17 protein-coding genes and 1 pseudogene are annotated in these 18,686 nt (G+C 72.5%); 8 read left to right on the top strand and 10 right to left on the bottom strand.

The genetic code is table 11. From position 1 onward, the window contains the following. The first annotated feature begins 107 nt into the window (after nucleotides 1–107). The gene (locus ACZ4Z3_RS32685) at nucleotides 108–1,127 is read left to right on the top strand and encodes a LacI family DNA-binding transcriptional regulator (RefSeq protein ID WP_468504414.1); all 1,020 of its coding nucleotides are present in this window, start codon (nucleotides 108–110) and stop codon (nucleotides 1,125–1,127) included. Nucleotides 1,128–1,163: 36 nt separating this feature from the next. Here ACZ4Z3_RS32685 and ACZ4Z3_RS32680 read toward each other — a convergent pair whose 3' ends face one another. Continuing rightward, complete coding sequence (locus tag ACZ4Z3_RS32680; RefSeq protein WP_468504413.1) at nucleotides 1,164–1,553, bottom strand: YybH family protein; 390 nt, start codon at nucleotides 1,551–1,553, stop codon at nucleotides 1,164–1,166. A gap of 63 nt (nucleotides 1,554–1,616) precedes the next feature. Between ACZ4Z3_RS32680 and ACZ4Z3_RS32675 the strand changes: the two genes are divergently transcribed. Next, a complete protein-coding gene (locus tag ACZ4Z3_RS32675) occupies nucleotides 1,617–2,723 on the top strand; it encodes a helix-turn-helix transcriptional regulator (protein ID WP_468504412.1) in 1,107 nt (368 codons plus the stop codon). A gap of 27 nt (nucleotides 2,724–2,750) precedes the next feature. On the opposite strand, the gene ACZ4Z3_RS32670 is transcribed toward ACZ4Z3_RS32675, so the two are convergent. The 8 genes from ACZ4Z3_RS32670 to ACZ4Z3_RS32635 form a co-directional block, all read right to left on the bottom strand. Beyond that, nucleotides 2,751–3,248 (bottom strand): hypothetical protein, encoded by a 498-nt coding sequence (locus ACZ4Z3_RS32670; protein ID WP_468504411.1) that lies wholly within the window; start codon nucleotides 3,246–3,248, stop codon nucleotides 2,751–2,753. Then, entirely contained in the window at nucleotides 3,245–3,829 is a 585-nt protein-coding gene (locus ACZ4Z3_RS32665; protein WP_468504410.1) for a DUF5825 family protein, read from the bottom strand. The genes ACZ4Z3_RS32670 and ACZ4Z3_RS32665 overlap by 4 nt, the downstream gene beginning before the upstream one ends. A 194-nt stretch (nucleotides 3,830–4,023) precedes the next feature. Then, entirely contained in the window at nucleotides 4,024–5,985 is a 1,962-nt protein-coding gene (locus ACZ4Z3_RS32660) for a RiPP maturation radical SAM C-methyltransferase (protein WP_468504409.1), read from the bottom strand. 88 nt (nucleotides 5,986–6,073) lie between these two features. Next, nucleotides 6,074–6,196, bottom strand: a complete 123-nt coding sequence (locus ACZ4Z3_RS32655; RefSeq protein WP_257234620.1) for a hypothetical protein — start codon at nucleotides 6,194–6,196, stop codon at nucleotides 6,074–6,076. Between the two features lie 53 nt (nucleotides 6,197–6,249). Further along, nucleotides 6,250–8,079 (bottom strand): S9 family peptidase, encoded by a 1,830-nt coding sequence (locus ACZ4Z3_RS32650; RefSeq protein WP_468504408.1) that lies wholly within the window; start codon nucleotides 8,077–8,079, stop codon nucleotides 6,250–6,252. Continuing rightward, entirely contained in the window at nucleotides 8,076–9,479 is a 1,404-nt protein-coding gene (locus tag ACZ4Z3_RS32645) for an MFS transporter (protein WP_468504407.1), read from the bottom strand. Before ACZ4Z3_RS32645 ends, ACZ4Z3_RS32650 begins: the two co-directional genes overlap by 4 nt. A gap of 893 nt (nucleotides 9,480–10,372) precedes the next feature. After that, a complete protein-coding gene (locus tag ACZ4Z3_RS32640) occupies nucleotides 10,373–11,581 on the bottom strand; it encodes a phospholipase D-like domain-containing protein (protein WP_468504406.1) in 1,209 nt (402 codons plus the stop codon). 212 nt (nucleotides 11,582–11,793) lie between these two features. Further along, nucleotides 11,794–12,270, bottom strand: coding sequence for a winged helix-turn-helix transcriptional regulator (locus ACZ4Z3_RS32635; RefSeq protein WP_468504405.1), 477 nt, complete (start codon nucleotides 12,268–12,270; stop codon nucleotides 11,794–11,796). Nucleotides 12,271–12,376: 106 nt separating this feature from the next. On the opposite strand from ACZ4Z3_RS32635, the gene ACZ4Z3_RS32630 reads away from it, so the two are divergent. Further along, nucleotides 12,377–12,880 carry a PaaI family thioesterase gene (locus ACZ4Z3_RS32630; RefSeq protein WP_468504404.1) on the top strand — a complete coding sequence of 168 codons (504 nt, stop codon included), beginning with the start codon at nucleotides 12,377–12,379 and terminating at the stop codon, nucleotides 12,878–12,880. A 74-nt stretch (nucleotides 12,881–12,954) separates the two neighbouring features. Here ACZ4Z3_RS32630 and ACZ4Z3_RS32625 read toward each other — a convergent pair whose 3' ends face one another. Further along, nucleotides 12,955–13,533, bottom strand: coding sequence for a DUF6328 family protein (locus ACZ4Z3_RS32625; RefSeq protein ID WP_468504403.1), 579 nt, complete (start codon nucleotides 13,531–13,533; stop codon nucleotides 12,955–12,957). Between the two features lie 220 nt (nucleotides 13,534–13,753). Here ACZ4Z3_RS32625 and ACZ4Z3_RS32620 point away from each other — a divergent pair, with 220 nt between their 5' ends. The 5 genes and pseudogenes from ACZ4Z3_RS32620 to gap all read left to right on the top strand — a co-directional run bounded on the left by ACZ4Z3_RS32620 (nucleotide 13,754) and on the right by gap (nucleotide 18,589). Beyond that, nucleotides 13,754–14,074: a hypothetical protein gene (locus ACZ4Z3_RS32620; protein WP_468504402.1), complete on the top strand. Its 321-nt coding sequence runs from the start codon at nucleotides 13,754–13,756 to the stop codon at nucleotides 14,072–14,074. Between the two features lie 51 nt (nucleotides 14,075–14,125). Further along, nucleotides 14,126–14,401 (top strand): annotated as a pseudogene (locus ACZ4Z3_RS32615) (hypothetical protein); the annotation flags it as partial. After that, nucleotides 14,398–16,281, top strand: coding sequence for a serine/threonine-protein kinase (locus tag ACZ4Z3_RS32610; RefSeq protein ID WP_468504401.1), 1,884 nt, complete (start codon nucleotides 14,398–14,400; stop codon nucleotides 16,279–16,281). The pseudogene ACZ4Z3_RS32615 and the gene ACZ4Z3_RS32610, both read left to right, overlap by 4 nt. Nucleotides 16,282–16,386: 105 nt before the next feature. Next, nucleotides 16,387–17,343, top strand: coding sequence for a GlxA family transcriptional regulator (locus ACZ4Z3_RS32605; protein WP_468504400.1), 957 nt, complete (start codon nucleotides 16,387–16,389; stop codon nucleotides 17,341–17,343). Between the two features lie 247 nt (nucleotides 17,344–17,590). Further along, nucleotides 17,591–18,589 (top strand): type I glyceraldehyde-3-phosphate dehydrogenase, encoded by a 999-nt coding sequence (gene gap / locus ACZ4Z3_RS32600; protein WP_468504399.1) that lies wholly within the window; start codon nucleotides 17,591–17,593, stop codon nucleotides 18,587–18,589. Nucleotides 18,590–18,686: the final 97 nt, after the last annotated feature.

The following is an 18,686-nucleotide window of genomic DNA, read 5'->3' as shown; positions in this document are numbered from 1 at the left end:
CGTGGCCGGTACGCTGCGTGATTAACGGCTTAACCACAAGCCGTGCAGGGCTGTTGAGGTAAGAGATGACGATCTCGCGGGTCTGGCAGCGTCCCACACTCGGTGCCGTGGCCGAACGGGCAGGGGTGTCCACGGCCACGGTGTCCAACGCCCTGAACGGCACCGGACGACTGTCGGAGGCGACCAGGCAGCGCGTGCTCACCGCGGCACGCGAACTCGGCCACGCCCAGGCCGGCACGGCCCGCGCCGTGGCCCGCGGCAGCACGGGAGTGCTAGGCCTGACCACCACGGCCTACGGCGACCTGCCCGTCTCGTACACCGAGATCCCCTACTACGCGCAGTTGACGCTGAGCGCGATGGCGGCCGCGCACGAGCGCGGCTACCTGCTCATGGTGATGCCGAACTCCCTGTCGCCGTGGATGTGGCTCAACATGCCGATGGACGGCGTCATCCACGTCGAACCCCGCACCGACGACCCGGTGCGTTCCCTGCTGCGGGAGCGCGGCATCCCGATGGTCACCGACGGCCGGCCGCTCCGGCCGCACTGGACCGACGCGTGGGTGGACACCGATCACGACGCGGCCATGAGCCTCCTGCTCGGCCATCTCGCCGAGTCCGGCGCCCGGCGGATCGCGCTCTCCCAGCCGGTCCACGGCGACGGGTACTCGCGGCTGATCGGACGGGCCTACACCTCCTGGTGCGCCGAGCACGACATGCCCGCCCTCGTCGAGGAGTACGCCGTGCTGCCCGACTACTTCACGGCAGAACGGGAAGCGGTCGGCCGACTCCTCGACCGTGATCCCCGCCCGGACGCCGTCATCGGTGTCTACTCCGACTCCGGCCACACCATCCTCGCCGCCGCCCGGCACCGCGGCCTGCGGGTGCCCCGGGACCTGCTGGTGGCCTGCGTCAGCGAGGACCCGGACTACGCGACGACGAACCCGTCGATCACCACGCTCAGCCTGCGCCCGGACCGGGTGGGCGTCGAAGTGGTCGACCTGCTGATCTCCCTCATCAACGCCCGCGGCGGGGTGAACCGCCACCGGATCGTCCAACCGGTCCTCATCCCCCGCCGCTCCACCCGCAAGCCACCGCCGACTCCCCGGCGAAGGGAACGGCCGGAGTGACGCGTTCCCCGCGCGGCACCCTTCGCCGGGACACGGTCAGGAGGTGATCGCGGGCTGGTCGGCCACCCACAGCCAGGTTCCGTCGGACTGACGGCGGGCGATCTCCACGGTGATCTCACCGTTGGTCAGGGTGCAGGCCGTCAGCGCCAGATCGCCGGTGATCAGGGGCGAGTGCTGCCTGCCAGGCTCGAGGACGGGCGCGGCCGCGACGAACCGCTCGTACACCTCCCGGATCTGGGCGTGTCCCGTGGCGAGGCTGCCCGGCGGAAAGGCCAGCACGGCGTCCGGCTCGTACAGCGCCACCAGCCCGTCGACGTCGCCGGCGTTTGCACGCTCGATGAAGTACCTCCCCAGGTCGTTCGGCTCCGTCGCGGCCTCATGGCGCGGCGCGGCTTCTCTGTGTGTCAGGGCTTCTCCGTGTGTCATGCGGAGGAGCCTCTCAACGGATACGTGACACCGTGTGTCATGTATTCCGAGTAGGTTCTCCGTATGCGCGCCGACCGGTTGGTGTCCCTCGTGCTCCTGTTGCGGCAGCACGGCCGGCTGTCCGCGACCGCCCTCGCCCGGGAGTTGGAGGTGTCCCCGCGCACGGTGCTGCGCGACATCGAGGCGTTGTCCGCGGCCGGCGTCCCGGTGTACGCGGAGCGCGGCCGGAACGGCGGCTTCTCACTGCTGCCCGGTTTCCGGACCGAGTTGACGGGGCTGAGCCACGACGAGGCGCTCGCGCTGCTCGTGGCTGGATCACGGCGGGGCGCGCAGGCGTTCGGGCTCGGCGCGGCACTCGCCTCGGCGATGCGCAAGGTCGTGGACGCGCTGCCGGAGAACCAGCGGGCCACGGCCGCCGGCGCGGCTCAGCGCCTGCTCGTCGAACCGGAGACCGATCTGCTGGCGCGCAGGCTCACCGCCGAGGAACTTCCCGACACTGTCGTGGCCGAGATCCGGCGCGCGGTGTTCGCCGGACACCGGCTGCGCATCCGTTACGCGGCCGTGGACCGGGCGCCGAAGTGGCGCACGGTGGACCCGATCGGCCTGGTCACCGTGCGCGGCCAGGGCTATCTGCTGGCCACGCGCTCCGGCGCGGACCGCACCTACCGACTGTCGCGCGTCCTCGCCGCGCGGGAACTCGACCAGCCGGCGCAGCGCCCCGACCGGGTCGACCTGGACCGGATCTGGCAGGAACGCAGCGCCCGGTTCCGCACCGGCGGCGACCAGGTCACGGTGGTGCTGCGGCTGGACCCCGCGCGGCGGGAGGAGTTGGCCGGCACCGCGCTGACCGTCGTCGCCGACGCACCCGACACACCCGACGCACCCGACGAACTCGATGGACCCGGTCGATTCGATGCACCCTATGCACCCGATGCACCCGATGAGGCCGACGAAGTCCACGGGGACGGTCGAGTGCGGCTGCGGGTCACGTTCCAGGACCCGCAGCACGCCGAATGGGCCCTGTGGCGCCTCGGCCCGCGTGCGGAAGCCCTGGCCCCGCAGTGGTTGCGCGACTCACTCCGCGACCGCGCCGCCGCGATCGCCGCCCACTACGGGACACCTCCCGAGGCGCCCCCGGACGGGCGTGGAGAGTCCGGGGCCGCCGGATGATCAGGAGGCGCGGCGCGGGAACGCGGGTCAGATGCCCATGGAGGCCAGCTCGATGGGCGTGCGGTGGTTGGCGGCGGCGGTGACGACGCAGGCGCGGTACGTGCGGCTGGTCCTGACGGCCCGGAAGTAGTCGCGGATGTTCTGCCAGTAGCTGAGGAGGTATCCGACGCCGGGCACGAACCCCGGAGGGCGGGGCACCAGGGCGAACGCCTCGGAGCATCGCAGGATCTCTCCCGTGGCCGCGGACAGGACGTTCGCCACCTCGGTGTTCATGTTCCAGCCGGCCGCCAGCTCCGGCGTCCAGATCGCCCCGGCCACCTCCCGGAGGCGTTCCTGCTCCTCGGGCGTCGGATCGGCCAACGCGCCCGCGACCACGGCGGAGTGCGCGCTCGGCGACGACGGACCGCCGGCCGCGGAGGCGCTCGGCGCCAGCACGGCCGCCGTGACGACCACGGTCACCCACACCGCCGCCGCCCTGGTGCCACGGCGACGAGGCGCCACCACCGACCCCACCACCGCACTCATACGGCCATCGCCTCCTGGAGCCACCGCGAGACCCGGTACGGAAGCCACCACACGAGCTCGTCGACCCGCAGGACGAGGTGCTCGGAGGCGAACTCGTCCAGGATGTCCGCGGGGACGTCCGTGTGGTGCAGACCCCGGTCGAGCCCGCTGACGGCTTCCGCGTAGCGCGGCTCGTCGGCGGTGAACCGCCGCAGATCCCCCCAGCGCCGGTCGCGGATCTGCAAGAAGCCGGGCCCCTGACGCCACACCAGCTTGCAGAGGTAGTGGCGGGTCCGCCACGCGTGCAGCGCGCTGTCGGTGTCGTTGGGCCCGGTGAGTGTGCGGGGCGGCTGCAGATGGGAGAGGACCTTCCACAGGTGGTCCGCCTGGTCCTGCGGGAGGATCAGATCCCAGTCGACCTGAACGGCACGGGCCGTGAGATCGCGGACGAGGCTCAGCCGGTCGACCGCGGCGCGCGCGGCGTCCGGCCCGCGCGCGGACAGGTCCACGGGGGCGTCGAGTTCGACGAGTCGCGCGCCGAGGGACCACAGGTGCGCGGCGTCGTCGGGACCGGCCGCGAGAGGAACTCGGCCCAGGGACATGCCCGGCAGTGAACGGGCCTGCGTGTCGTGGTCCCGCCACGCGTGCACGGTCGGTGTCGGTGTCGGTTTCGACGTCGGTGTCGGTTTCGACGTCGGGGCCGGTGGCGATGTCGGTGTCGGTGCGCTTGCGGGCATGCTCGTTCCTTGTCGGTGTCCGTGGCCGATGGAGGGGAGGGCGGGCAGGAGCGGGGTGGTCAGGGCAGCGCGGGGGCCGGGGCGGCGGCATCCGTGGTCGTGCGTTCCTCGTCGGGTTCGGTGGCCGCCCTGGTGTGCACATGGCGCATGTAGTCGAGGCGCAGCAGGTCCTGGTTGACGGAGGCGGGCGCGATGTGGACGTACTGGCCCGCGTCGGTGAAGGCCACGCCCTTCGCGGTCCACTCCGCCAACAGGTCGTCCACGTCCCGCGCGGTGCGGTCGGCGAACGCCGGGTCGGCGGTGAGCTTGCGGTGCAGGGCCTTGGGGGAGTGCGGCTGGTTCAGGAGACGGAAGGCGGCGACGGCGAACGGGTCGGTCAGCCGCAGGGTCCGCCAGTCGAAGGAGTGTCGCCGGCTGACGAGGACGATCTCGTCGCCCAGGTCGGTGTGGGTGAGCCGGGCGTCCGTGTGGTGCTTCTTCCACGCGCCGATGGCGTCGTTGAGCCGGTTCACGGTGGCCGAGCCGATGCCGCGCTCGGGTGCCTGGAAGACATACGCCAGATCGTGCAGTTCCTCTTCCGGCAGGTCGTAGGTGAACAGGTAGTGCTCCTCCGGGCGCAGACCGGTGAAGCCCAGTTCGGGCCGGTTGAAGTAGGGGCTGAACCGTTCGATCGCGATCCGGGCGGACAGGTCGACCGGCGGGTTGAGATGTTCGAGCGCGGGCAGCTGCCGGATGACCGGCTCGTAGTCCTCCGCGGTCTCGCCCGGGAAGCCGTGCAGGTAGTTCCAGGAGACGGACAGTCCCGTCTCGGCCGCGTCCCGGAGCATTCGCACGTTCTGACAGCCGCTGACGCCCTTGTCCATGAGGTCGAGGACCCGGCTGTTGAGGCTCTCGATGCCGGGCTGGACGTAGATGAGCCCGGCGTCGGCGAGGACCTGGAGCTGCGGGCGGCGCATGTTGGCCTTGATCTCGATGTGCATGCGCAGGTCGTAGCCGCTGTCGATGATCCGGGGCAGCACGGTGGACAGGTACCGCATGTCCAGGATGTTGTCGACGACGTACATGTCGAGGACCCGGTGGCGCTCCGCCAGATCCATGATCTCCTGGTAGAAGGTGTCCGGGCTCTTGCTGCGGAACTGCATGAACGAGCCGTTCAGGCCGCAGAACGTGCAGTGGTGCTTCTCGCCCCACCAGCAGCCCCGGGCCCCTTCGACCACGAGCTTCGGCTCCACCCAGTTGCGGGCGACGGACGCGGCGAGGCGTTCGAAGTAGCCGCTGTAGTCGGGGGGAAGGATCGCCGAGGGAGGCATCGGGCCGGTCGGCATCGGGTTGGCGACGGAGGCCCCGTCGGCGCGGTGGCACAGCCCCGGGATGTCCGTGAGCGCGCTGGAGGGGGCGTCCGGCGCCTGTCGCAAGGCCTGGAGCAGCCGGGGGAACGCCTCCTCGCCCTCGCCGCGCACCACGAAGTCGACGAAGGGGAAGTTGCGGTGGACGGCGGCGCCCTGTTCGGCGTCGCAGTTGGCACCGCCCATGACCGTGACGATGCCGGGGGACAGCCGTTTGATGTGCCGGGCCGCGGCCAGGGCCGCGGTGTTCTGCTGAAAGGTCGACGTGAGGCCCACGACGTCGGGCGCGAGGTCGACCACCCGGCGCGCGATCTCCTCCACGAACTCCGGCACGATCTCGTGCAGTTGCTTGCTCATACGCATCCGTGAGGCGCGCAGCTTGCCGGTCATCACCTCGGTGAACTCGGCCGTCTTCCACGCGGGATCGTCGTAGAGGGCGCTGGAGAACACCCAGTCGCCGCAACCGAGGAAGTACGAGGACAGCGCGAAGTACTCGTAGTCCTCGGCGGAGAACTCGGTGCGCTCGGTGATCCAGTCGGTGAACTCCAGGTTGGCGTGCAGCACCTCGCACGTCGCGCCCGGAACGCGTTCGTCGACACTGCGCTTGAGGATGCCCAGGGCCAGGGACGGCAGGTCGATGGGGGACCAGGGCATGTTGAGCAGGAGGACACGCACAGTCGGCTCCTCGGGGGACGACGGGGCAGGAGAAGGGCCGGTGGCAGACCCGGCCGGCCCCGGGTTCCCGGGGCCGGCCGGGCGAGGATCACTCCTCGTCGCCGCCCTCGTCCGCGTTGCGGAACGGGATGGTGATGGTGATGCCGATGCCCGGCTTGCGGTTCTCCTCGTCGCCCGCGAGCGGGTCGTTGTGGATGATGTCCTTCTGCACGGTTCCTCCTCGGTGTTGTGAAGTGGTGCTGTGCGTCCGGTCCCGCTGGTGGCTCAGCGGGACCGGAGTCCTCCCGTCGGTGCGGGGGGACGTCCGATGGCGCGGTGCGCCGGGTCGGGAAGCCGGTCGCGCAGGAAGCGCAGGGCACGCCGCAGGACGGCGACGTGCGCGGCGCCGTCGTACCCGTCGTGCCCGGTGTCGAGCCACAGGGCGTCGTGGGGGACACCCGCGGCGGCCAGGGCGCCGAGATAGGCGCGGATCTGGCCCGGCGGGCACTTGTCGTCATGGGCGGCGCCCACCACGAGCAGGGGCGCCGAGACCTTCGCCGCGTACGTGATCGGTGAGCTGGCCGCGTACCGTTCCGGGACCTCGTCCGGGCCGCCCCCGAACAGCTTGACGTCCAGGGCGCGCAACGCCGGTGTGGTGGCCCGGTGCGCGGCGACCCAGTCGGCGACCGGTTTGACGGCGACGCCCGCCTGCCACAGCCCGGGACGCGTTCCGAGGGCGAGCAGCACGAGGTACGCGCCCCACGACACCCCCCACAGCGCGCACGCGTCCCCGGCGATCAGGCCGGCGGAGACGAGGTCGGCGCGTACGGCGGTCAGGTCCTCCACCTGGGTGTGGCCGACCCCGGCGGTGAAGTCCCGTCGCCAGTGGGGTCCGTAGCCGGTGGAGCCGCGGTAGTTGACGCGGACCACCGCGTACCCGGAGGCCACCAGCGAGTGCACGGTCGCGTCGTAGGCGTCCCGGTCGTGGTCGGCGGGCCCGCCGTGGACGAGGAACACGGCCGGGGGCGGTGCGTCGCCCTCCGCCTGCGGAAGACTCAGCAGACTGTGCACGCGGCCCGGACCGACGGGAGTCCACCGGTCGGTGTGGCGGCCGGGAACCACGGTCGACGGGCCGGAGGGCGGCAGCAGGAGCGGCGCGGCGTCGGTCGGCGACGACGGGTCCACCGTCCCGGGCGTCCTGCGCAGGACCGGTGGGTGCGCGGTGTCGGTCCACAGACAGTCGACGGCCCCACCGGACCGGGGCGCCGCGTCCAGCAGGCTGCCCACCGGCGTCGGGACGACGGTCCGCCGCCGGGCGTCCAGATCGACCCGGTGCAGCAGCGAGCGGCCGTGCCGGTCCTGCCGCACCAGCAGCGTCCGCGACTCGGGACACCAGCGGGCGGTGATCTCCGTGTCGAAGGTGGACCAGGAGTGGGTGCGCAGTCCGCTCTCCGGCGTCCAGGTGGCGGGGGCGTAGCGGTCGCCGAGGTCCCGCACCAGGAGGAGTTCGGTGTGTCCGGGGCGGGGGGAGAAGCCCTGGCACCACAGCCGGCCGCCCGAACGGCCCGCGCCGGGCAGCTCGGCGACGAGCCGCCCGTCACGGGTGTGGACGGTGACGGCATCGACGTCGTCGGCCGACGACGCCAGCGCGATCAGGGTGCCGTCCGCGCTGATCCCCCCCAGTCGGCAGGCCCGGTGGGTGCGCACCACTTCCCGGGGCACACGGCCCCGGCGGCCCACGAGCACCGCGGTCTCCCGGCCCTGGCGGAACGCCGCCGCTGTCACGCCGTCCGCGGTCACGGCCAGCCCGCGCGGCTGTCCGAGCGGCGCGCCGGGCAGCCCCGGCAGCCGGGGGCCGCCGTCGAAGTGCTGGAACCACCAGCGGCCCCGCCCCGCCGGGTCCTCCTCGAACCACCACACATGGCCGTCGGCGTCGATCGCCCGGTGGAACGTGCCGCCGGGGCTGTCGGTGACCTGCCGGGCCCGCCCCGCGGCGCCGTCCCAGGTGAACACCTCGCAGCGCCCGTCGGCGTCCGCGGTGAACACCATGCGGTGCGGGGCGGTGGGGCACACATCGGGCAGCGCGGTCACGAACACCTGGTAAGGACTGGTCATGCGCCACGCTCCGAAGGCGGGCCGGCCGGGGCGGAAGCCCCGCCCCCGCCCGGGGACACTAGGGAACGCAGCACCGCCGGCGCCATCCGCTGGGTACGGACCGCGAGCAGCGCCAGGACCACGGCGCAGGCCGCGGCGGGCAGGCGCGAACCGCCCCAACTCACCAGGAGGGCGGCGACGGCGGGCGCTCCGGCGGCCGTGACCGCGGTGGCCGCCCCGAACACGGCCCCGGTCCGCGACTGCAACCCGTGCGGTACGGCGAGGACGGCCGCCGTGCCCAGGACCACGGTGATCACGGGCAGCACCAGGCAGATGGCGCCGAAGCACACCCCCCACAGCCATGGCCCCCCGGCCAGGCTCAGGGCGACACACGGGGGCAGCAGCAGCCAGGTGGCCGCCGTCAGCGCCCGCCGAGCACCGAGCCTGCGCACCACACGAGCCGCCAGCAGTGAACCCACCAGACCGGACGCGCCGGACACGGCCAGCACGCCGCCCGTCGCGGCACCACCCGCGTCCGGGCCCAGCACCAGCACCGCCGTGTAGAACAGCAGGGTCAGTCCGCCGCTCGCGACGGACGTCCACCACAGCACCAGCCGCAGCACGGGGGAGCGCATCACCACCGTCAGCCCGGCCCGCAGGGTCCCCGAGTACGCCGACCGCCGCGACCCGCTGTCGTCGGTGGGTGTGCCCGGTACGGCCGTTCCACCGTCGTCCTTCGCCGTCGGTGCCGTCCCGGCGTCCGGCGCGTTCAGCGGCGTACGGATGGCGAGCACTCCGAGTGCCGCCGCCGCGTACGAGACCGCGTCGACCGCGAACGGAAGGGAGCGGCCGACTCCGAACAGGATCCCGCCCAACGCCGGTCCGGCCACCAGCGCGGCCTGGTCGCCCGCCTGCAGGTTCGCCATGGCGCGCGGCATGTCGTCCGGTGGAGCCAGTAGGGCCAGGGCGCCGCGCGAGGCCGTCTCGTACGCCGTCGCGCACAGACGCTCCGTGAACGCCAGGACCAGCAGGACCCACAACGGCGGGTGCCGCAGACACGCCAGGGCCAGCCCGGCCATCGCCACCGCCGCGAGCACCGCCGCCCCGGTCATGATGGGGCGTCGGTGGCCCCGGTCAGCCGGCAGGGCGACCAGCGGGCCCAGCGCCACACCGGCCAGGGCGGCGGCGCTGGCGAACACGCCCACCACTCCGGGCCCGTGCCCGAGATCCAGGAGCAGCAGGGGGAACACCAGCCCCGAGGCCTGACTGCCCAGCCCGTCGACGGCGTTGACACACCAGAACACGGCGAGGTCGCGCCGCCCGCGCGTACGCCCGGCGGCACCGCGAACGGAACCGGGCGCGGCCTCGGGCACCACGTCGGGCACGGCCCTGGGCGCCACGTCCGGCACGGCTTCGGCCATGGAGGGCTCGGCGACCGGTACCGGCGACTCGCCGTCGGCTGGACGGCGTGTGCGGAACGCGTCGATGGTCCTTCACCCCCCTTGCTGCGCCGCGCAGCCCACCCGCCGCATCGCATGCGACATGCGCATGCCAATGCAAGGGGAGATTCGCCGACATCGGTCGTGATGCGTGGAATATGTGCAGGAAGTGCGAAAGCGAGCAGGAGCCTAATCATCCTCGCGGAGCCCGAACAAGGGCCCGGACGCGCTCCGGGGTGTGCTCAAGGGGCTGGAATTAGACGCCTGTTGAGCCGAGGGATGCGGTGCTCTGTGTTCCGCTTGTGTCGCTCCTGCCGCTCGATCGCCCTCGATCGCGCCCGGGTGTGACCGGCTCGACGCGTTGCGGTCGTGCATCGGGAGGGGGTCGGCCCGCCTCGATCCTCGAAGAGTGCGGATCGGGGCCGTTGCGACGCGAAACAGTGGAACCGTCCGCCCGTGCGCGGCGCGCCACGGCGCGCGGCCGGGGCGCGGCCGCCGCCCATGGGATGAGAGTGCTTGCTGTGCCGTTGCCGGGGAGCGCCATATTGGCCGACAACATCTCCTGATCGACCGGTCGGCGGCCCCTTCGGCGCGTGCCGAGTCCCTCCGGGTGCGCGCCCCTCGGCCCCTCGTTCGGCCTCGAAACCCGCTGTGTGGCGCGAAGGGCTGCCGCCCGCCGCTTCGATCCGCGACCGTCGGACCCGTCTCGTCCAGGGATCAAAGGTTGGCGTGTTCATGGCGATACGAGGCGGAGGGCGACGCGGGCCGGTGCGGTGGGAGGACCGGCGAGCAGTGGGCCGCCTCACCGGACTGGACGCTTCAACACCGACGGCCGGCCGGGCTGGTGCGACCTCCCGGAAACCGCTCCGGCGGCTTCACAGGAAGCGGCGGATCGGGGTGACCGCCGCTTCCTTGGCGCGTTGGAGCCACGCTCGGCGTCTCCATCGGGCGAGGTCGATGTCCACACTGTTCTCGAGGTCCGCGTCGTAGTCGCGGTCGAGCGCGGCCGTGAAATCCTCGTCCAGGACGGCGAGCATGACCTCCTCGTCGTGGTCCATGGAGCGCCGGTTGAAGTTGGTGGACCCGATGAGCGCGGCGACCGAGTCCACCGTGATGATCTTGGCGTGCATCATGGTCGGCTGGAACTGGCAGATGCGGACACCGGCCTGGAGCAGCCGGGTGTAGTGGTGCTGGCCGGCGAGCTGACAGGCCCGCTGGTCCGTGTGCGGGCCGGGCAGCAGGATCTCGACACGTACGCCCCGGCGCGCCGTGTCGCAGAGCAGGTCGATGAAGTAGGTGTCGGGGGCGAAGTAGGCGGTGGCCAGCCGGAAGCGTTCCTCGGCGGAGGTGAGCATGACCCGGATGAGGGTCTGCATGTCCTGCCAGCCGATGCTCGCGGAGCCCCGCACGACCTGCACCACGGACGAGCCCACCTGCGGGTGTTCGGTGAAGCGGTCGCGGTCGTCGAAGAGTTCGTCGTGGCACTCGGCCCAGTTCTGCGCGAAGGCGGCGGCGATCCCGTCCACGGCCGGGCCGCGGAGCTGGACGTGGGTGTCCCGCCACTCGGCGGGGGTGCGGGCGTCGCCGCACCATTCCTCCGCTATGCCGACGCCCCCGGTGAACGCCGTGTGCTCGTCGACGACGAGAGCCTTCCGGTGGCAGCGGTGGTTCTGCTTGAACGGCGACAACCACACCGGCTTGCGGAACCAGGCCACCTGCACGCCCGCGTCGGCCATGAGGTCCAGCAGCCGCCCCTCGATCTCCTTGGCGCCGAAACCGTCGAGCAGCAGCCGCACCCGCACACCCGCACGGGCCCGTTCGGCCAGCGCGGCGGCGAAGTCACGGGCGATCTGCCCCCGCCAGTACACGAACGTCATCATGTCGATGGTGTGCCGGGCGGAGCGGATCGCGCCGAGCATCGCGGGGAAGATCTCGTCACCGTTGCGCAACGGCACGAGGTCATTGCCTTCGGTGGCGGCCACGCCGATCAGCCGCTCCAGGCGCCTGCGCAGACGCTGCTTGCGCGCCGCGGCGTCCGGAGCGCCGACGGACGTCGGGGGAGCCGAGATCGGGTCGTAGAGCATGCCACACCTCCTACTGGCCCATGACGCCCAGAACGTCACGGGATACCGGGCGAGCCCGAACAAGCGGATGCCCGGACGACACCGCTTCACGCACCGGGCACCGGGCGGAGATGGGCGGAGACGGCCGGAGACGGGCGGAGACGGGCAGGGCGCCGGTCCGGCGTGGCGAGGTGTATCGCCCCCAGTGCAGTCCTCGTTCAGTCAGTCCTCGTTCAGTCCTCGCTCTTCCTCCGACGGGCTCCCGCTCCCGGTCGAGCCGTGACGTCCCTCGGGGTCAGCTCGGTGCGCTCGGTCGTGCATTCCACCACCACACGGACCGGCGCCCCGCAGTCGGTATGCCGGACGTCGAGCACGGGGCCTCCCGGGGCGGCGGCGTGCGTCTGGCCCCACTGCCACAGCGCGATCAGGACCGGCCACAGATCCCACCCCTTGGGGGTGAGCCGGTACTCGTTGCGTGCACGGCTGCCGGGCTCGCGGTAGGGGACGGTCGTCAGGATGCCGGCTGCCGTCAGCTTCCGGAGCCGGTCGCTCAGCACGGCCTCGGACATCCCCATGTGGCGGCGGAACTCGTCGAACCGGCGTACGCCGTTGACCGCGTCCCGCAGGATCAGCAGGCTCCACTTCTCGCCGACCACGTCGAGCGTGCGCTGTACGGGGCAGTCCTCCGTACTCACCTCAAGCCACTCCATGGGGTCATGGTAGGGACTCTGGCTTCGACATTGACAGTCAGAAGGCGCGACGGCTAACTTCGATCTACGAAGTCAGCTGGGCAGGGTGAAGCGGGAGGCAGGGGCTGTGGGGCGGACGCGTACGTACGAGTGGGAGGACCCCGAGCTGACGGCCGCTGCCGTGGGCCGCGCCTCCGGCCTGGAGTTCCTGCGCGACGTGGAAGCCGGCCGGCTGCCGGCCCCGCCCATCGCGGCCACGCTGGACATGGCGCTCGAAGAGGTGGAGTTCGGCCGGGCGGTGTTCTCGCTGCTTCCGGGCGAGGAGCACTACAACCCGATCGGCAGTGTGCACGGCGGTGTCTTCGCCACCCTGCTCGACTCGGCGGCGGGCTGCGCCGTGCAGTCCACGCTTCCCGCGGGCATGGCGTACACCTCCCTCGACCTGAACGTGAAGTTCCTGCGGCGCATCACGGTGGACACCGGCCGGGTACGCGCCGTCGGCACGGTCCTCAACGGCGGCCGCCAGACCGCGTTGGCCGAGGCGAAGCTGATCGACGACCAGGACCGCCTCCTCGCCCACGCCACCAGCAGCTGCCTGCTGTTCCCGCTCCCGCCGAAGCCGCAGGTCTGAGAGTCCTCAGCCGTAGGTCTGAGATGCCGCCCACCGCGGGCGGCCCACCGCGGGAGGCCCATCGGGGGAGGGGACTACGCGTCGTCGCGGGCACGGGCGCGGGAGCGCCGGGCGGCGCGGCGGCGCAGGCCCAGCGGGAGCACGTACCAGCACAGGCCGAACCACAGCATGACCCCGCCGACGAGCACCTCGGCGAGGACCCCCGGGACCACGAAGCGCAGGATCAGCAGCAGCGTGCAGCCGATGGTCAGCGCCAGCAGGACCATGCCGCACATCATCAGCCGGCCGGCCGTCTCCACCAGGTCGTCCTTCATGCGCTGACCCGACAGGAAACGGTGCATGGAGACGGGCGCTATGAGCGCTCCGGTCGCCGCCGCGCCGAGCACCACGGTGGTGACGTAGATCCCGCGGTCCAGCGTCTCCAACTCCTTGAACGACGCGGTGAAGGCGACGCTGAGCAGAAACCCGAAGAGGATCTGCACGCCGGTCTGGGTGACCCGTGTCTCCTGAAGGATCTCGTTCCAGCGCCGGTTGACTCTCTCGTGCGCCGCTTCCGGCGCCTCGCCACCGGGCGCCGGGTCGCGCTGGTCGCCGGACGCGCGGCGGGCGGTCTCCTGGCCCGGCGGGTCGGCCGGCTGCTCGGTCATGGCCATGGCATCCTCCAACGTCTCGGGGACACCGTCTGCCCGCTCGGGCCTCTTCCATGCTGGTCGGAGAGCGGAGCGGGGCCTCGCACGCGGCGGGCCCGAAGCGAACAGGGGGCCGGTGCAATGGCCGGCCTAGGGCGGACGTGACGCGGCCTCGGGTGGACGCGCCGCCGGAAACCGACGCGGCGGCGGTGAATCGGGGGCCGTCGGGGGTACACGGGCCGGCATGGCATCCGAGAGCGATCACCCCATGCCCGAGCGGGTCGTACGTCAACTGCGCCGCATGCGCGCCTTCTACGCGGTGGCGGCCTCCGGGTGGGCGGCACTGGCCGCCTGGGAGGGATGGGTACAGCCCGGAAGCCGGCCCATGTGGCTGTCCGTCCTCTTCCTCGTCGTCTTCACCGGGCTGCTGACGATGACGAGCCGGTGGTTGCAGGACCGACGCCCGGCCGGCGCGGGTGAGGTCCGCACCATGGCGCCCGCCCGTCACACCGGCGGCGCCCCGTGGTTCAGGACCACGGCCGCAGGTCGGGCGGCGGAACGGTGATGGTCCGGTCGTCGCCGCAGCCGATCTCGCCCCAGTAGCGAACGCGACCGGCTTCGGCAGGACGTCCACGACGGTCTCGGCCCGTCCCTGGCCGGCATGGGCCTCCGCCTCCAGGCCACCGCCGACAGTCCGGACCGCGGTGACACCGCCGCCGCACGCCTCCTGTTGGACGCATACGCGACGAAGTGCCCGGGGCCGTGGGCGAGATCCGGCGCATCGGCGGCGCTCAGCGGTCTCCCTCTCCCCTCCGCCGTTGATCTCCGATTCCTCACGAACCGGGACTCACCGTCCCTGTTGTCGTCGCCTCCGTCTAGGCTCCCCGCATGAGCAGAACGGAGCCCGGCAGACGGGTGATCGACGGCCGCTTCGAACTCGTCGGGCGGCTTGGCGGCGGGGGAATGGGATGGGTCTGGCGGGCCCGCGACCTGGCGCTGCACCGCGAGGTCGCCGTGAAGGAGGTCCGCCCGCCGGACCCCGGCCTCGCCGAGTACGACCCGGAGGGCGCCCGCACCCTGCGTGAACGCGTGCTGAGGGAAGCCCGGGCCCTCGCCCGCGTCCACCACCCGAACGTCGTCACCATCCACCACATCGTCGACGGCGGCGAGGGCACCTACCCGTGGATCGTGATGGAGCTCCTCACCGGCGGCTCGCTCCAGGACCGCCTCGACCGGGGCCGCCTGGAACCGTCCGAGGCGGCCCGCATGGGCCGGGAGGTGCTCGACGCGCTGCGCGCCGCGCACGCGGTCGGCATCGAACACCGGGACGTGAAGCCGGCGAACGTCCTGCTGCGCCCCGACGGACGCCCCGTGCTCACCGACTTCGGGATCGCCGCCGTGCGCGAGGCCACGAGCCTCACCGCCACCGGTTCCGTCATCGGCTCGCCCGACTACATGGCGCCGGAGCGGGTCAGCGGCAAGGAGGGCGGCCCCGCCTCCGACCTGTGGTCGCTCGCGATGATGCTGTACGTGGCTGTCGAGGCCCACCATCCCCTGCGCCGGGACAGCACGCTCGCCACGCTCGCCGCGGTGCTCAGCGAGGACGTCCCGCCGCCCCGTCAGGCCGGCCCGCTGACCGGCGTACTGACCGCCCTGCTCGTCAAGGACCCGCTCGCGCGGCCCGGCGCGGAGGAGGTGGACCGCATGCTCGCCGTCGCGGCGGGACAGGCCTCGCCCCCGGCGGCCGACGTGACACCGGCCGACGCGGCCCCCGCCCACGGCCCGACCCCCGGCTTCGGCCCGCCCCCGTCGTTCGGTCCGCCGCCGCCCGCGGACCCGTCCGCCACGTCGTACCGGCTCGCACCGCCACCCGGAACGGGACCCTCCGGAACGGGCACCTCCGGGACGGGGCCCCTCGGAACGGGGCACTCGGGACCGGTGGGGTTCCCCACCTCCGGGGCGCAGGGAGCGGGGTCGCCGACCGCCGGGGGCGCCTCGCCATGGAGCCCGACGGGCCAGGGCGGCCCCGCCGTTCCCGACCTCGGTGTCATGCCCCAGCCCGCCACCAAGGTGACAGGGGGCGGCAGCCCTCCACGGCGCCGCCCTCTCCTCACCGTCGTGACATCCGTCGCCGCGACGGCACTCACGGGTGTCCTGGTGTGGACGCTGCTGCCCGACTCCGGAAGCGACGTGAAGAAGCCCGGGGCGTCGGCGAACTCCCCCACAGCGGACAAGGAGCCCGGTGCCACGGCGTCGCCGGACGCCGCCAAGGACGACGAGAAGTCCGACGCCGGGGACGACGGCACCTCGAAGAAGACCGGCGACCTCCTGACCGAGGAGGGCCTGCGGACCACCGCCGCCAAGTTCAAGGCGGTCATGGGCGGTTCGAAGGTCACCCGCTACGTCGTCTACCCCGAGTACGCGCTGGCCGAGGCGCCCGTGAAGGGCAAGGAGAAGCTGTACGACAGCTTCAGCTACCGGGGTGGCGACGTCGCCGTCAAGGACGGCCCCGGCGGCACGATCACCAGCGGGGACGGCCCCGCCGACCTGGACGACTTCGCCTGGGACGCCGTACCCGGGCTGTTCCGCAAGGCCGACAAGACCCTCGGCGTCGACGACCCCACGTCCCGCTACCTCGTCATCAATCCGCCCGGCGTCTTCGACGACGAGCCGACCATGAGCGTCTACCTCGCCAACGACTACGGCGGCGGCTACCTCAAGGCGAACACCAAGGGACAGGTCATCTCGACGTACCCGATGGAAGCCGGCTGACCCACCCGAGCCCGCCCGCCCCCGACAGCGGGCGGGCGCGGCCTCCGGCCGCCGGGACGATCACACCTGGATCCACCGGCGGTTCGCCCCACGTAACCTCTTCCCGTGTCAGCCTCCCGCCTGCATCGCGTCGCCGTCCTCGTGCTGGAGGGCGCGAAGCCGCTCGACGTCGGAATCCCCGCGCAGGTCTTCACGACGCGCGCGAGCATGCCGTACGAGGTACGGGTGTGCGGGGCGACACCCGGTCTCGTGACCGGCGGCGACGGCCTCGCGTACCACGTCGACCACGGCCTCGACGCCCTGGCGTGGGCCGACATCGTCTTCGTCCCCGGCTACCGGTTCCCGGACCGTGAGGACCCGCCGCGGGCCGTCGTGGACGCGTTGATCGCCGCCCACGCGAGGGGCGCGCGGCTCGCCGCCATCTCGACCGGCGCCTTCGCGCTCGCCGCCACGGGGCTGCTCGACGGCAGGCGCGCCACGACGCACTGGCACTACACGCGGGCACTCATGGCCCGGCACCCACTCGTCCAGGTCGACGAGAACGTGCTGTTCGTCGACGAGGGCAGCGTGCTCACCTCGGCGGGCGCCGCCTCCGGCATCGACCTGTGCCTGCACATCCTGCGCGGCGACCTCGGAGTGGCCGCGTCCAACCACGCGGCCCGGCGGCTGGTCGCGGCCCCCTACCGCAGCGGCGGCCAGGCCCAGTACGTGCCGCGCAGCGTGCCCGAGCCGCTCGGCGAACGCTTCGCCGCCACCCGCGAATGGGCGCTGCACCGGCTCGGCGACCCCCTCACCCTCGACCTGCTGGCCCGCCAGGCGGGGGTCTCACCACGCACGTTCTCCCGGCGCTTCGTCGAGGAGACCGGCTACACGCCGATGCAGTGGGTGATGCGCGCCCGTATCGACCTGGCCCGCGAACTGCTCGAACGCTCGGAGCGGAGCGTCGAACAGATCGCCGCCGACGTCGGCCTCGGCACCGGCGCCAACCTGCGTCTGCACTTCCAGCGCATCCTCGGTACCACCCCGAGCGAGTACCGGCGCACGTTCACGCGAGGCGAGTGAGCAGCCTGGGGGCGCAGACTCCCGCCTGGGGGCGCGTAGATCCCCTCCAGGGGTGAGCGACCTGCCCGGCGCGTGCCGCCCCCCCCGGCCCAGAGCCCGCCTCCCACCTGGGACGAGCGACCTGCCGGCGGGACACTTCCCGCCGGGAACCCGGCCTGGCGGGATCCTTTTGAACCATGGCGATACCGCCACTGTCAGCGACCCCGCCGGCAGGCGAGCCTGGTGGCGAAGGGAAGGGACCCCACTCATGACTCGCATCGCCATCAACGGATTCGGCCGCATCGGACGCAACGTGCTGCGCGCACTCCTGGAGCGCGACAGCGCCCTCGAGGTCGTCGCCGTGAACGACCTGACCGAGCCCGCCACTCTCGCCCGGCTGCTCGCGTACGACAGCACGGCCGGCCGGCTCGGGCGGCCGGTGACCGTCGACGGCAACGTCCTCGTCGTCGACGGCCGCCGGATCACGGTGCTGGCCGAGCGCGAGCCGGCGCGGCTCCCGTGGGCCGAACTCGGCGTCGACATCGTCCTGGAGGCCACCGGCCGCTTCACCTCGGCGAAGGCCGCCCGCGCCCACCTCGACGCGGGCGCGAAGAAGGTGCTCGTCAGCGCCCCGTCGGACGGCGCGGACGTCACCCTCGCGTTCGGGGTCAACACCGACGCCTACGACCCGGACCTGCACACGATCGTCTCCAACGCTTCCTGCACCACCAACGCGCTCGCCCCGCTGGCCGCGGTCCTCGACCGACTCGCCGGTATCGAGCACGGGTTCATGACGACGGTGCACGCCTACACGCAGGAGCAGAACCTCCAGGACGGTCCGCACCGCGACGCCCGTCGCGCCCGCGCCGCCGGCGTCAACATCGTGCCCACCACGACCGGCGCCGCCAAGGCGATCGGCCTGGTGCTGCCGAACCTCGACGGCAAGCTGTCGGGCGACTCGATCCGCGTACCGGTGCCGGTCGGCTCGATCGTCGAACTCAACACGACCGTCGCCCGCGACGTGACGCGCGACGACGTGCTCGCGGCGTACCGCGCAGCGGCGGAGGGGCCGCTCGCCGGCATCCTCGAGTACTCCGAGGACCCGCTCGTGTCGTCCGACATCACGGGCAACCCCGCGTCCTCGATCTTCGACTCGGCCCTCACCCGCGTCGACGGCCGCCACATCAAGGTGGTCGCCTGGTACGACAACGAGTGGGGCTTCTCGAACCGGGTGATCGACACGCTCGGCCTCCTCGCCGCCCACTGAACGGCTACCGAAACGCTGCCTGACCGACCGCTGCTGACCGACCGCTGACGCCGCCCGGGGTGACACCCCGGGCGGCGTCGGCCGACGTGCTCACGGG

This window comes from Streptomyces sp. NPDC030296, assembly GCF_055572815.1.
Note: the sequence above shows the minus strand (reverse complement) of the source record. Positions and strands in the feature narration are given on the sequence as shown.

Coding starts and splice junctions, on each gene's coding strand:
- ACZ4Z3_RS32680 (WP_468504413.1), bottom strand. CDS start 1,553: ATGACACACGGAGAAGCCCTGACACACAGAGAAGCCGCGCCGCGCCAT.
- ACZ4Z3_RS32675 (WP_468504412.1), top strand. CDS start 1,617: ATGCGCGCCGACCGGTTGGTGTCCCTCGTGCTCCTGTTGCGGCAGCAC.
- ACZ4Z3_RS32670 (WP_468504411.1), bottom strand. CDS start 3,248: ATGAGTGCGGTGGTGGGGTCGGTGGTGGCGCCTCGTCGCCGTGGCACC.
- ACZ4Z3_RS32665 (WP_468504410.1), bottom strand. CDS start 3,829: ATGTCCCTGGGCCGAGTTCCTCTCGCGGCCGGTCCCGACGACGCCGCG.
- ACZ4Z3_RS32650 (WP_468504408.1), bottom strand. CDS start 8,079: ATGACCAGTCCTTACCAGGTGTTCGTGACCGCGCTGCCCGATGTGTGC.
- ACZ4Z3_RS32645 (WP_468504407.1), bottom strand. CDS start 9,479: ATGGCCGAAGCCGTGCCGGACGTGGCGCCCAGGGCCGTGCCCGACGTG.
- ACZ4Z3_RS32640 (WP_468504406.1), bottom strand. CDS start 11,581: ATGCTCTACGACCCGATCTCGGCTCCCCCGACGTCCGTCGGCGCTCCG.
- ACZ4Z3_RS32635 (WP_468504405.1), bottom strand. CDS start 12,270: ATGGAGTGGCTTGAGGTGAGTACGGAGGACTGCCCCGTACAGCGCACG.
- ACZ4Z3_RS32625 (WP_468504403.1), bottom strand. CDS start 13,533: ATGGCCATGACCGAGCAGCCGGCCGACCCGCCGGGCCAGGAGACCGCC.
- ACZ4Z3_RS32620 (WP_468504402.1), top strand. CDS start 13,754: ATGGCATCCGAGAGCGATCACCCCATGCCCGAGCGGGTCGTACGTCAA.
- ACZ4Z3_RS32610 (WP_468504401.1), top strand. CDS start 14,398: ATGAGCAGAACGGAGCCCGGCAGACGGGTGATCGACGGCCGCTTCGAA.
- gap (WP_468504399.1), top strand. CDS start 17,591: ATGACTCGCATCGCCATCAACGGATTCGGCCGCATCGGACGCAACGTG.